Raw genomic sequence first — 13,520 nt, 5'->3', positions numbered from 1 at the left:
CTTGCAACATTCTAGCTGGTCAGACCTATACTCACGCCACTGGTCTGATTTGTATGTAATACCTCAGACCCTACACTTCGCGCTCCTGTTACGGTATGTAACAATTATTGAATAAAAATAACTCAATGAGGTTATGGTCATGAGCCAGAAAACCCTGTTCAAAAAGACTGCGTTAGCAGTTGCAGTGGCAATCGTCTCAACGTCCGCCTGGTCAGCGGGCTTCCAGTTAAACGAATTTTCTTCCTCTGGCCTTGGCCGTGCGTATTCCGGGGAAGGTGCAATTGCTGATGATGCAGGTAACGCGAGTCGTAACCCTGCACTGATCATGATGTTTGATCGCCCGACTTTCTCCGCCGGTGCTGTTTATATCGATCCAGATGTCAACATTTCGGGTAAGTCGCCATTCACTGGCGCAAGCCTGAAAGCGGATAATATTGCGCCAACCGCGTGGGTTCCTAACCTGCACTTCGTCGCCCCTATCAATGAGCAATTTGGTTGGGGTGCCTCCGTAACCTCTAACTATGGCCTGGCTACGGAGTTCAACAGTAACTATCCGGCGGGTGAATACGGCGGTAAAACCGATCTTACGACGCTGAACCTTAACCTGAGCGGTGCGTATCGTCTTAACGATAACTGGAGCTTTGGTCTGGGCTTTGATGCCGTCTACGCTGATGCAAAAATCGAGCGTTATTCCGGTGAACAAACAGCTGCACTGCCGAAAAACAGTAGTAAAATCGCCAGCCTCAAAGGCGATGAATGGGGTTACGGCTGGAACGCAGGTATTCTCTATGAGCTGGACAAAAATAACCGCTGGGGTCTGACCTATCGCTCAGAAGTCAAAATTGATTTCGATGGCGATTACAAAAGCGGCATCCTGAGCCCGGTAAACGGCATGGTTCCAGGCGCAGGCACGACAATCCCATGGGGGACGTCCGGCCAAACCGTACCAGGTTCACTGTCACTGCATCTGCCAGAAATGTGGGAAGTCTCCGGTTACAACCGCGTCGCGCCACAGTGGGCCATTCACTATAGCCTGGCATACACCAGCTGGAGCCAGTTCCAGGAGCTGAAAGCAACTGGCAACAACGGCCAGACGCTGTTCTATAAGGACGAAAGTTTCCACGACGCCTACCGTATTGCGCTGGGTACAACCTACTATATGGATGATAACTGGACATTCCGTACCGGTATCGCATTTGATGACAGCCCGGTTCCGGCTGACAAGCGTTCCATCTCCATTCCGGATCAGGACCGCTTCTGGTTGAGTGCTGGTGCAACCTACGCTTTCAACGAGAATGCATCAATCGATGCGGGCGTCTCTTATATGCACGGTCAGAAAGTGACGTTCCAGGAAGGCCCTTACGAGTTTACCTCTGAAGGTAAAGCCTGGCTGTTCGGTACGAACTTCAACTACGCGTTCTAATCACGCGGGCATTAAAAAAGGTGAGCATCGCTCACCTTTTTTGTTTATTCCGAATCGATATCTTTTAATTCGTTTTCGATTGCCTTCGCGTTCGGATTGTCTTCCGGCTTCAGCTTGCCGCCATTGGCAATAAAGTCATGGTTCTGGAAGTAGGCTTCACGCACCATGATATACGGGTCAGAAGACTGACGCAGCAGGCCGTCGGAGTCGAGCAACTGTGCTCGGGTCTCGATACCCTCCACCGTCCATTTCCCAATCGACAGCGGCCAGGTCAGCCACGACAGCACCGGATAAAGTGTATCCACCATATCCCCCCCGTCATCACGCACGGTGAAGCTACCGTAGAATGGCAGGTGTACATAAGGGCCATACCCCACGCCATAGTGCCCTAACGTGCTGCCGAAACGGTGCGGCTGTTCACGCTGAAGTTTCGGGTTCGCCATACCGGCGACGTCAATAAAGCCGCCCATCCCCAGCAGTGAGTTCAGGAAGAAGCGGGTGAAATGCACCATGCCCTGATACGGATCGCCCTGCAGGAAAAAGTTCACCATCACCGCAGGCTCTTCCAGGTTACTGGTGAAATTGCTCAGCCCGTTGCGCGCAGGTTGGGGAACGTAATCGCGCCAGGCAACTGCCACCGGACGAACCACGTAAGGGTCCAGCACGTTATAGTTGAAGCTATACATTGAACGGTTAAATCCTTCGAGAGGATCGGAGCGTCCCGTTTGCTCTCCAGAGCTGGCGCAGCCCACAAGCATCGTTGCGCCCAGCGCAAGCGCCGACAGCCGAAGTTTCATAAATATCTCCCTGTTCAGTATGGCTATCGTTGATTGCCATCCGTAACGGAGCGCCTGACGCTCCGTCTCAAAACGTGCAAGTGATTGTAACAGCACGTTTCACGATGTCTATGAGTACAGTTACAGACGGAAAACACCGTCACGCTGATCTCAGCATAGCCTGACTTTAAGAATTCGTTTCGCTGGCAATTTTATAATGGCTTTGAAGGAGATGTATCACCTTTGTTGCCATTCACGCCAATTTAAGAGCATCCCCACGGGGATTCCATCAAAAGCCGCTACGCTTAATAGAAAGATTTTCTGCCGGAGTGGTTATGAAAGACGTTAACGAAGAAAAAATTGGCGAGAGGAATGAGGAACATGAAATTGAGAGTGAGGAAAAGGATCGCGGCGAGAAGATAGAAATAGATGAGGACCGCCTCCCTTCGCGTGCCATGGCCATTCATGAGCACATTCGTCAGGATGGTGAAAAGGAGATGGAGCGTGATGCGATGGCGCTGTTGTGGTCCGCTATTGCAGCCGGTCTGTCGATGGGCGCTTCCCTGCTGGCAAAAGGGATATTTCACGTTCAGCTTGAGGGCGTACCGGGGGGATTTTTACTGGAGAACCTTGGCTACACCTTCGGCTTTATCATCGTCATTATGGCCCGCCAGCAACTGTTCACAGAAAACACCGTGACGGCCGTTCTGCCCGTCATGCAAAACCCTACCCTCGGAAACTTCGGTTTACTGATGCGTCTGTGGAGCGTCGTGCTGTTGGGGAATCTCATCGGTACGGGGGTCGCGGCATGGGCTTTTGAATATATGCCGATTTTTGATGAACCCACACGGGATGCATTTGTGAAAATCGGTATGGACGTGATGAAAAATACGCCTCTCGAAATGTTCTCAAATGCCATTATCTCCGGCTGGATCATTGCCACCATGGTGTGGATGTTCCCCTCCGCAGGCAGCGCAAAGATAGTGGTGATCATTTTGATGACGTGGCTAATTGCGCTGGCCGACACGACACACATTGTGGTCGGTACGGTTGAAATACTGTATCTGGTCTTTAACGGCACACTGCACTGGAGCGATTTTTTCTGGCCTTTCGCCCTTCCTACCCTCGCAGGGAATATTTGCGGCGGAACCTTTATCTTCGCTCTTCTGAGCCATGCACAGATCCGCAACGATATGTCTAACAAGCGTAAGGCCGAGCTTAAAGCACAGGAAAGTGATGATAAAGCTGCAAAAAAATCGGCCTGAATGGTGACTCTTTGAGCAGTCAGGCGGCGATACGCTTAACGCAAAGTGTAAATAACGCTATACTCTTGCCGCCTCGTCCCCTTAGTTAAATGGATATAACGAGCCCCTCCTAAGGGCTAGTTGCAGGTTCGATTCCTGCAGGGGACACCAGCACTCCTTGAATTTCTTTTCTGAAGCTCATCTTTTACCCTATAAATCAATCACCTCCGTACCTGCCGCTTTTTTAGTCAAAAACGATCGATAGCACATAATCAGTAACGGTGCTACATTATGCCGCCCACCCAACGTCAGCAATGGCCAGGTAACGCCGTAAAGATCGGTAAAGCCTGCAACCATGACCTTGTCCTACGGTCTAATTGGCACGTGGTATCGCAATATGCGTTACTTTCACCGGCTTTACATAGGTTTCACTATTTTGTCTCAATCCAATTTCGAACGCGCATTTTTGCATCCGCGTTACTGGTTTACATGGTTTGGTCTTGGCGTGCTTTGGCTGCTGGTTCAACTACCCTACCCTGTGCTTCGTGTGCTGGGTTCAAAACTTGGTAGCGCATCGCGTCACTTCCTTAAACGTCGTGAATCTATAGCCCGTAAAAATCTTGAGCTTTGCTTTCCGCAATACAATGCGGAACAGCGTGAGAAGCTGATTTCAGAAAACTTTAAATCTATCGGTATGGCACTGCTGGAAACAGGCATGGCGTGGTTCTGGCCAGATGAGCGTGTCCGTAAATGGTTTGACGTTGAAGGTCTGGATAACCTGAGACGTGCCCAGATGCAAAACCGTGGCGTTATGGTTGTCGGAGTTCACTTTATGTCACTGGAACTGGGTGGCCGCGTGATGGGCCTTTGCCAGCCGATGATGGCAACCTATCGTCCGCACAACAGTCCGCTGATGGAGTGGGTACAAACGCGCGGTCGTATGCGCTCCAATAAGGCGATGATCAGCCGTAATAACCTGCGCGGCATGGTGGGTGCCCTGAAGAAAGGCGAAGCCGTCTGGTTTGCACCGGATCAGGATTACGGGCGCAAAGGCAGCAGTTTTGCCCCCTTCTTTGCGGTACAGAATGTTGCCACAACCAACGGCACGTTTGTGATTTCACGCCTGTCCGGCGCAACGATGCTGACTGTCACTATGGTGAGAAAAGCGGATAAATCCGGTTACCGCCTGCACATTTCACCTGAGATGGCGAACTACCCGGAAAACGAATGCGAAGCCGCCGCCTTCATTAACAAAGTGATCGAAACAGAAATTATGCGTGCACCTGAACAGTATCTGTGGATGCACCGCCGCTTTAAAACTCGCCCGATTGGCGAATCCTCACTCTATATCTAAGCCTTTCCGAAGGTTAGTTTCGCTAAGAAACTAACCTTTTCAATCACCTGTCATTACGTCGGGTTACTGTTTCCCTCCCCTTCGCTCAAAGCAAATTTATTGCGTCCTGAAATCAAACTGTCGCCGTTCCACGACACTCGTAAGTCTCGGAAATTATTTAAAAAATCACCTCTTGTCACCCTTCTTTTTTAAGCGTACATTAGCGCCGTCTGGCAACAGGAAAGCACAGAATTCTGAGCTGGAGTCGGTGACGTAACGGGACAATTCCTATTTCCCGCTTAACGCGATTTCAACTCTCTATACTCAGGTGGACTCTGTTTTTTTATGCGTACCACAAGATACGCGGAGCGATGAAACGTGAAATATTTCTTTATGGGCATTTCGGTGATTGTTTTAGTCTGGGCCGGAACCTTTGCCCTGATGATCTAGCAAAGATATGCAGTAAAAAAAAACAGGCGCTATTCGCGCCTGTTTTTTTATGATCTTTACGTCACGGTTGTTCGGCAGTGGATTTCGCCGCTGACGACGATAGCAGCCCGTCAGCGCGGAACATGCTTTTGATTCCCCTTATCGCCTGGCGGATGCGGTCGCTGTTTTCAATCAGCGCAAAGCGCACATGGGTATCACCGTAATCACCAAAGCCAATGCCCGGAGAGACGCACACTTTCGCGTCCTGCAGCAGTTTTTTGGCAAACTCCAGTGAGCCCATTGCCGCGTAAGGTTCAGGGATCTTCGCCCAGACGTACATGGATGCTTTTGGCATTTCCACCATCCAGCCCGCTTCATGCAACCCTTTTACCAGAACATCGCGACGGCGTTTATACTGTGCGGCAATATCCTTCACACACTGCTGGTCACCTTCCAGGGCGGCAATTGCAGCCACCTGCAGCGGTGTGAATGTGCCGTAGTCGTGATAGCTCTTAATACGCGCCAGCGCATTCACCAGCGTTTTGTTACCGACCATAAAACCAATACGCCAGCCTGCCATGTTGTAGCTTTTCGAGAGCGTAAAGAACTCTACCGCCACATCGCGCGCGCCCGGAACCTGCATGATGGAGGGCGCTTTCCAGCCGTCATAAACAATATCGGCGTAGGCGAGATCGTGAACCACCAGCACGTCGTAACGTTTTGCCAGCGCAACCACTTTCTCAAAGAAATCGAGTTCCACACACTGGGCCGTCGGGTTTGACGGGAAGCCGAGGATCATCATCTTCGGTTTCGGGTAGCTTTCACGAATTGCGCGTTCCAGTTCGTTAAAGAAATCAACGCCTTCCACCAGCGGAACAGAACGAACCTGCGCACCGGCAATCACCGCACCGTAAATATGGATCGGGTAGCTTGGATTTGGCACCAGCACGGTATCGCCATGATCCAGCGTAGCCAGCATCAGGTGGGCCAGGCCCTCTTTCGAACCGATGGTAACAATCGCTTCGCTTTCGGGATCGATATCCACCTGATAACGCTCCTGATACCAGCGAGAGATCGCACGACGTAAACGAGGAATGCCGCGAGAGGTTGAGTAGCCATGCGTATCGGGACGCTGGGCAACCGTACACAATTTCTCGACGATATGCGGTGGTGTAGGGCCGTCAGGGTTACCCATGCTGAAGTCGATAATGTCTTCGCCGCGCCGACGCGCAGCCATTTTCAGTTCAGCAGTGATATTGAAAACATAAGGGGGGAGACGATCGATACGCGTAAAACGGCGTTCAGGACTGAATTCAGCCATAGATTCCTCAGATTCACGTTAGCGCCCGGACCGTCCGAGCGACGCTGCCACCGATGTGGCGTGTTTAGAAAATAACCTGAAAAAAAAGGTGCTGTCGAGAGGGAAACCAAAAAAAAGATTTCACCCTAAAACGGGAAATGTGCTGCGGTTAAAAGCGGAACCTTTACGCTGAAAGGCATTAAAAAACACCCGTTATTTAACATCATGATATCATTAAAGTTACTTGCATTCCGCTGGTTGAGGGAAACTGCCCCTCTTTCAGTAAAAAAGCCAACCATCCCCTTTGAAAAGCAGGGTTTTTCCTCATTTGATAATCCAGACAGATAGCTGGTCTTCCGGCGTCAGGTTTTTTATCATGGTTTTTTCCCGCTTTCCCAGGTTCTGTTGTGCACGAAATATTCGATATGCTGCTGGCGGTGTTCGACCGCGCGGCGTTAATGCTGATCTGCTTGTTCTTCCTCATTCGCATTCGCCTGTTCCGCGAGCTTCTTCATAAGTCTGCACACTCACCAAAAGAGCTGCTGGCCGTGACAGCCATCTTTTCGATGTTTGCACTGTTCAGCACCTGGTCCGGCGTACCGGTAGAAGGCTCGCTGGTTAACGTGCGCATTATCGCTGTGATGTCCGGCGGGATATTATTCGGCCCGTGGGTCGGTGTTATCACCGGGCTGATTGCGGGCACGCACCGCTATTTAATTGATATCGGCGGCGTAACGGCCATCCCGTGCTTTATCACCAGTATTATCGCCGGGGTCCTTTCCGGCTGGATTAACCGCAAGATCCCGAAGAAGCAGCACTGGCGCGCAGGGATCATTGCGGGCATGGTGTGCGAAACCCTGACCATGATCCTGGTGGTGCTCTGGGCACCGTCCACGGCGCTGGGCCTGGATATCGTCTCCAAAATCGGTATCCCGATGATCCTCGGTAGCGTCTGTATCGGTTTTATCGTACTGCTGGTGCAAAGCGTTGAAGGGGAAAAAGAGGCCAGCGCCGCGCGTCAGGCCAAGCTGGCACTCGATATTGCCAACAAAACGCTGCCGCTGTTCCGTCATGTAAACGCAGAATCCTTGCGCCAGGTCTGCGATATTATCCGCCGCGATATTCATGCCGACGCAGTCGCCATTACCAATATCGACCACGTGCTGGCCTACGTTGGCGTGGGTGAGCATAACTATCGCGATAACGATGACACCGTCAGCCCGACCACAAGGCAGGCTATCAACTACGGTAAAATCATCATTAAAAACAATGATGAAGCCTACAGAACGCCTGAAATCCACTCCATGCTGGTGATCCCGCTGTGGGAGAAAGGCGTAGTGACCGGTACGCTGAAGATTTACTACTGCCACGCGCACCAGATCACGTCGTCACTTCAGGAAATGGCCATTGGGCTGTCGCAGATTATCTCTACTCAGCTGGAAGTTTCCCGCGCGGAGCAACTGCGGGAGATGGCAAATAAGGCAGAGCTACGTGCGCTGCAAAGTAAAATTAATCCCCATTTCCTGTTTAACGCGCTGAATGCCATTTCGTCGTCGATTCGCCTGAATCCGGACACCGCTCGCCAGCTGATTTTTAATCTGTCGCGCTATCTGCGCTACAACATTGAGCTGAAAGACGACGAGCAGATCGACATTAAAAAAGAGCTTTATCAGATTAAAGATTACATCGCGATTGAGCAGGCGCGCTTTGGCGACAAACTCACGGTCATTTACGATATTGACGAAGAGGTCAACTGCGTGATCCCAAGCCTGCTTATTCAGCCGTTGGTCGAAAACGCGATTGTTCACGGCATTCAGCCGTGTAAAGGCAAAGGCGTGGTCACCATCAGCGTGACCGAAAGCGGGAACCGCGTGCGCATTGCGGTGCGCGATACGGGCCATGGCATTGACCCGAAAGTCATTGAACGCGTTGAATCAAACGAAATGCCGGGCAATAAGATTGGGCTGCTGAATGTGCACCATCGGGTCAAACTGCTCTATGGCGACGGGCTGCATATTCACCGCCTTGAGCCGGGAACCGAAATTGCGTTTTATGTTCCGAATGAACGAACCTCTGTTCATGCCCCTCTGTCTTTATTGCCGTAGGCCGGAGTAAAAGATGAAAGTCATCATTGTAGAAGATGAAATTCTGGCTCAACAGGAGCTGAGCTGGCTTATTAAAACGCATAGCCAGATGGAGATTGTAGGCACCTTTGACGACGGTCTGGACGTACTGAAATTTCTGCAGCATAACCGGGTCGACGCCATTTTTCTGGATATCAATATCCCTTCACTGGACGGTGTGCTGCTGGCGCAAAATATCAACCAGTTTGCCCATAAACCGTTTATTGTGTTCGTCACGGCCTGGAAAGAGCACGCCGTGGAAGCGTTCGAGCTGGAAGCGTTTGACTATATTCTGAAACCTTACCAGGAGTCGCGAATTGTCAGCATGTTGCAAAAGCTGGAGGCAGCCTGGCAGCACCAGGCAACCCCGGTGAACACGAGCCCGGCAGTACGTGAAAACGACACCATTAATCTGGTCAAAGATGAGCGGATTATCGTGACGCCCATCGACGATATCTACTATGCCGAAGCGCACGAAAAAATGACGTTCGTCTATACACGTCGTGAATCTTATGTGATGGCGATGAACATCACTGAGTTTTGCAGCAAACTACCGGCCGCACACTTCTTCCGCTGTCACCGCTCATTTTGCGTGAATTTGAATAAGATCCGCGAGATCGAACCCTGGTTTAACAATACCTATATTTTGCGTCTGAAGGATCTCGATTTTCAGGTGCCGGTCAGCCGCAGCAAAGTGAAAGAGTTTCGCCAGTTGATGCACCTGTGAGGGCCCCCCTCCCGCAGGAGAGGGGGGTGAATATCAGAGGATCTGACCCAGCATCTGGCGAAGATGAGCGCCGGAACCCAGCAGGCCTGGATTATCATGAACAATCAGGTAAACCGGGATGTCCTGTACGTAACTTCTGAAACGTCCTTTATCTTCGAACCCGCCGCGGAAACCAGACGCTTTAAAGAAGTCGAGGAAGCGCGGCACAATGCCCCCCGCGATATAGACGCCACCGAAGGTGCTGAGATTCAGCGCCAGGTTGCCGCCGAAACGTCCCATGATCACGCAGAACAGAGACAGCGCGCGACGGCAGTCGATGCAGCTATCGGCCAGCGCGCGTTCGGTAACGTCCTTCGGCTGCAGGTTTTCCGGCAGTCGGCCGTCAGATTTCACAATCGCGCGGTACAGGTTCACCAGCCCCGGACCGGAAAGTACACGCTCGGCAGACACGTGGCCAATCTCAGCACGTAACTCTTCGAGGATGATGCCTTCTTCTTCACTGTTCGGCGCAAAATCCACGTGGCCACCCTCACCCGGCAGGCTCACCCAGCGCTTATCGACATGAACCAGATGCGATACGCCCAGCCCCGTCCCAGCACCGTACACAGCAATCGGTTTGCCTTCAACCGGCGCTGTACCGCCAAACTGGATCAGGTGCTCAGGCTTGAGCATCGGGATCGCCATAGAAACCGCAGTGAAGTCATTAATGATCTCAAGATGCGCAAAACAGAGATTCTTCTGCATCTCTGCAATGGAAAATGCCCAGGTGTGGTTGGTCATCGCCACCCAGTCGCCGGTAATCGGGCAGGCAATCGCGATACAGCCGTCTTCGACACTGACCTTATGCTCTTCCAGATAGACACGAACAACAGCTTCCAGGCTTGGGTAATCCAGCCCTGAATAGGTTTTCGCCTGAGAAATTTCACCGGTATTTACATCGCATAATGCAAGACGCGCGTTGGTGCCGCCCACATCACCTACCAAAGCATACTTTGTCATTCTTCTACTGCTCCGCTAAAGTCAGAATAAATCTTTGGGACACTGTAAATTCAAGGCGTGATAACAACAACGACCGGAAGGTGAATGCCCCAGGATTATCGATCTTCGTCACAGAATAACTTTACCGTTTCAGCACCTTTTGCACTATTGCCATAAAGCTGATTGTGCAAAGTAACGTCAGACCGTTTTGTACAAGGAAATCATCATGCTCCACCCGCGAGCCAGAACCATGCTGTTGCTGGCAATTCCGGCGTTAATAATTGGCATTGCCTCAAGCCTGGTGCTTATCGTCGTGATGAAAGTCGCGTCGGTGCTGCAGACAATGCTATGGGCTGCACTTCCGGCACAACTCGGCGTCAGTGTCGATTCTCCCGCATGGATCATTTTGATGCTGACGTTGACCGGCGTTGTCGTAGGCCTGGTGATTCGCTTTAGCCCAGGCCATGCGGGTCCCGATCCCGCGCGGGAACCGTTGATTGGCGCACCCGTTAATCCCTCAGCTCTGCCGGGGCTACTTATCGCGTTGATTGTGGGTCTGGCGGGAGGCGTCAGCCTGGGGCCGGAGCATCCGATTATGGCGGTAAATATTGCTCTCGCGGTGTTTCTCGGCTCGCGTATTTTCCCTCGCGTCGGCGCGCTGGACTGGACGATTCTGGCGTCAGCGGGGACCATCGGGGCGCTGTTTGGCACACCCGTTGCTGCCGCTCTGATCTTTTCCCAGACGCTCAGCAGTGATAACGACGTGCCACTCTGGGACAAGCTCTTTGCGCCACTGATGGCCGCCGCCGCAGGCTCACTCACCACCAGCCTGTTTTTCCATCCCCATTTTTCACTCTCCCTTCCCCACTACGGCCAAATGCAGATAGCCGATATTTTCAGTGGCGCGATTGTGGTCGCCATCGCCATCGCGCTGGGGATGGTCGCGGTATGGTGTCTCCCTCGCCTGCATCGTCTGATGCATAAAATGAAACACCCGGTGCTGATTCTGGGGGTCGGGGGGTTTATCCTGGGCATTTTAGGGGCGATCGGCGGAACGGTAACGCTGTTTAAAGGCCTTGACGAGATGCAACAGCTGGCGTTCAGCCAGGTCTTTAGCGTCTCCGATTATCTGCTGTTTGCGCTGGTAAAACTTGCAGCTTTAGTAGTCGCTGCGGCGTGTGGCTTCCGTGGAGGTCGCATCTTCCCGGCGGTGTTTGTCGGCGTTGCGTTGGGGCTGATGCTGCATGAGCATGTTGATGCTGTACCCGCGGCCATTACCGTCTCCTGCTCGATTCTGGGGCTGGTACTGGTGGTAACGCGTGATGCCTGGCTGAGCCTGTTTATGGCGGCGGTGGTGGTCCCTGATACCACGCTGTTGCCGCTGCTGTGCATCGTGATGTTGCCCGCCTGGCTTCTGCTGGCGGGCAAACCGATGTTGATGGCATGGCGAAATGATAAATAATCAGGCGTTATTACGCGCCTCCAGCGCTTTGGTAATCGCCCCCAGAAGCGGCGGAATATCGGCTTTCGGCAGCATCACCTCAATGAGCGAAAGCCGCTCATGGTGCGCCACTTTTTCCAGCACCTCTGCCAGTTGTTCTGTTTCACTGACTCGCCAGCATTCGGCCTGAGGCTCCAGGCTGAGTGCCTGCGGGATGCGGGTCCAGTTCCAGAGCGCGATATCGTTATAGCGCTGTTCCGGTCCGTGGATCGCCCTTTCGACCGTATACCCTTCATTATTGAGCACCAGAATGACAGGATGCTGTTTATCGCGCAGCATGGAGCCCATTTCCTGAATGGTGAGCTGTGCTGCACCGTCCCCCGTGAGCACAATAACGCGCCGGTTCGGGCAGGCTGTTTGCGCGCCAAAGGCCGCCGCCAGCGTGTAACCAATTGAACCCCAGAGCGGCTGGACGATAAAATTCACCTCCGCAGGTAAATGAAGATCGATTGCGCCAAAAGCGGACGTGCCCTGATCGGCGAGGATAATATCACCGGGCCGGATAAAGGTTTGCAGCGTGCTCCAGAAGCTCTCCTGTGTGAGCGAGCCTTCCTGAGAAGGAAAAGCAAAACCACGGTGCGCAGAGGGAGCAGGAATATTGTGCACATGCTGTTTGCACAGTTCTGCCAGCGTCTCAATTGCCTGAAGCATAGGAATACCCGTAAACCAGATATCGCCCACGCGTGCAGCATAGGGCTGTACTTCAATCGTCTGGGCTGGTGTGAGCTGGTGGGTAAACCCGGCGGTCAGGGTATCGGTAAATCGCGTTCCGATACATAACACCGTATCCGCGCCTTCGATTGCCTCTTTTGCCGACGCAACGCTCGCGGAACCGCTGTACGTGCCGTAAAAACCATCCTGCCGTTCGTCAAAAATTCCTTTGCCCATTAGCATGGTGGCGTGCGCCATTGGCACCTCTTTTACCCACTTCTGAAGGGCCTGTTTCAGGCCATGGCGAAGCACCAGAAAATCCGCTAATAACGCTGTGCGTTTACTGGTAGCCAGCCGGGCCTGGGCGGCGTCGCGAAATGCCTTCAGACAGGCATCGTCGGCGTGGGCAGGCTTATAAGTGAGAGCGCTTACAGGCGGTGTGGCGGCTTTTTTTGCCACATCAGCAGGCAACATCAGATACCCTGGACGGCGTTCCCGCAGCATAGTGGTCAGTACACGGTCGATTTCGTAGCAGGCGTTTTGCTCAGTCAGCACCGCCTGAGCGACGGTGATGGGTTCACTCATATGGTAAAAATGGCGGAACTCACCGTCACCTAATGTGTGGTGTAACAGCTCCCCGCGTTGTTGTGACGCCATACCTGGCGCACCCACAATGTGCAGCACCGGCACATACTCCGCAAAACTGCCCGCCACACCGTTCATGGCACTTAACTCCCCGACGCCGAATGTCGTCAGCAGTGCGGCAAAGCCTTTACATCGGGCGTATCCATCAGCAGCGTAAGCGGCGTTCAGCTCGTTTGCACAGCCCACCCAGCAGATATCCGGGCTGTCGATCACATGGTCGAGAAACTGCAGGTTATAGTCGCCCGGCACGCCAAACAGATGGTCGGCACCACAATCTGTAAGTCGGTCCAGCAGGTAATCAGCGACGCAGTACGGGGTTCGCATAACAGGTGTCCTTCTGACGTTGACCTCAGTTTGAGTATTAAAGAAGCGTGATGGCTGTCCAGAATT

The 13,520-nt window shown here is 52.6% G+C and carries 11 protein-coding genes and 1 tRNA gene; 8 read left to right on the top strand and 4 right to left on the bottom strand.

The window, feature by feature from the left end; all coding sequences use genetic code 11:
- Positions 1-139 precede the first annotated feature (139 nt).
- On the top strand, positions 140-1,423 hold the full coding sequence (gene fadL, locus ABGB15_RS06955; RefSeq protein ID WP_152081753.1) for a long-chain fatty acid transporter FadL: 1,284 nt from the start codon (positions 140-142) through the stop codon (positions 1,421-1,423).
- A gap of 44 nt (positions 1,424-1,467) precedes the next feature.
- Here fadL and mlaA read toward each other — a convergent pair whose 3' ends face one another.
- Positions 1,468-2,220, bottom strand: coding sequence for a phospholipid-binding lipoprotein MlaA (gene mlaA / locus ABGB15_RS06950; protein ID WP_152081754.1), 753 nt, complete (start codon positions 2,218-2,220; stop codon positions 1,468-1,470).
- Between the two features lie 314 nt (positions 2,221-2,534).
- Here mlaA and ABGB15_RS06945 point away from each other — a divergent pair, with 314 nt between their 5' ends.
- The 4 genes from ABGB15_RS06945 (at position 2,535) to ypdK (ending at position 5,226) form a co-directional block, all read left to right on the top strand.
- Positions 2,535-3,464: a formate/nitrite transporter family protein gene (locus ABGB15_RS06945; protein WP_152081755.1), complete on the top strand. Its 930-nt coding sequence runs from the start codon at positions 2,535-2,537 to the stop codon at positions 3,462-3,464.
- A 75-nt stretch (positions 3,465-3,539) separates the two neighbouring features.
- Positions 3,540-3,614: transfer RNA gene (locus ABGB15_RS06940), tRNA-Arg, on the top strand.
- 226 nt (positions 3,615-3,840) lie between these two features.
- Entirely contained in the window at positions 3,841-4,797 is a 957-nt protein-coding gene (gene lpxP / locus ABGB15_RS06935) for a kdo(2)-lipid IV(A) palmitoleoyltransferase (protein WP_152081756.1), read from the top strand.
- 357 nt (positions 4,798-5,154) lie between these two features.
- Positions 5,155-5,226, top strand: a complete 72-nt coding sequence (ypdK, locus tag ABGB15_RS06930) for a membrane protein YpdK (RefSeq protein WP_099458937.1) — start codon at positions 5,155-5,157, stop codon at positions 5,224-5,226.
- Between the two features lie 61 nt (positions 5,227-5,287).
- On the opposite strand, the gene alaC is transcribed toward ypdK, so the two are convergent.
- Positions 5,288-6,526: an alanine transaminase gene (alaC, locus tag ABGB15_RS06925; RefSeq protein ID WP_215723797.1), complete on the bottom strand. Its 1,239-nt coding sequence runs from the start codon at positions 6,524-6,526 to the stop codon at positions 5,288-5,290.
- Between the two features lie 386 nt (positions 6,527-6,912).
- On the opposite strand from alaC, the gene ABGB15_RS06920 reads away from it, so the two are divergent.
- Both ABGB15_RS06920 and ABGB15_RS06915 read left to right on the top strand, forming a co-directional pair.
- On the top strand, positions 6,913-8,610 hold the full coding sequence (locus tag ABGB15_RS06920) for a sensor histidine kinase (RefSeq protein ID WP_152081758.1): 1,698 nt from the start codon (positions 6,913-6,915) through the stop codon (positions 8,608-8,610).
- A 13-nt stretch (positions 8,611-8,623) separates the two neighbouring features.
- The gene (locus ABGB15_RS06915; protein ID WP_152081759.1) at positions 8,624-9,355 is read left to right on the top strand and encodes a LytTR family DNA-binding domain-containing protein; all 732 of its coding nucleotides are present in this window, start codon (positions 8,624-8,626) and stop codon (positions 9,353-9,355) included.
- Positions 9,356-9,388: 33 nt separating this feature from the next.
- Here the strand turns inward: ABGB15_RS06915 and glk are convergent, their stop codons facing one another.
- Positions 9,389-10,354, bottom strand: coding sequence for a glucokinase (gene glk, locus ABGB15_RS06910; protein ID WP_215723796.1), 966 nt, complete (start codon positions 10,352-10,354; stop codon positions 9,389-9,391).
- 205 nt (positions 10,355-10,559) lie between these two features.
- On the opposite strand from glk, the gene ABGB15_RS06905 reads away from it, so the two are divergent.
- Positions 10,560-11,795 carry an ion channel protein gene (locus ABGB15_RS06905; RefSeq protein ID WP_152081761.1) on the top strand — a complete coding sequence of 412 codons (1,236 nt, stop codon included), beginning with the start codon at positions 10,560-10,562 and terminating at the stop codon, positions 11,793-11,795.
- Here the strand turns inward: ABGB15_RS06905 and ipdC are convergent, their stop codons facing one another.
- Positions 11,796-13,454 (bottom strand): indolepyruvate decarboxylase, encoded by a 1,659-nt coding sequence (gene ipdC / locus ABGB15_RS06900; RefSeq protein WP_215723795.1) that lies wholly within the window; start codon positions 13,452-13,454, stop codon positions 11,796-11,798.
- Positions 13,455-13,520: the final 66 nt, after the last annotated feature.

Source organism: Enterobacter sp. MALB-1 (assembly GCF_041021625.1).
In the GTDB taxonomy this organism is placed as follows: Bacteria; Pseudomonadota; Gammaproteobacteria; order Enterobacterales; family Enterobacteriaceae; genus Enterobacter; species Enterobacter oligotrophicus.
The sequence above is the reverse complement of the archived record's forward strand: the minus strand, read 5'-3'. Positions and strand labels throughout refer to the sequence as shown.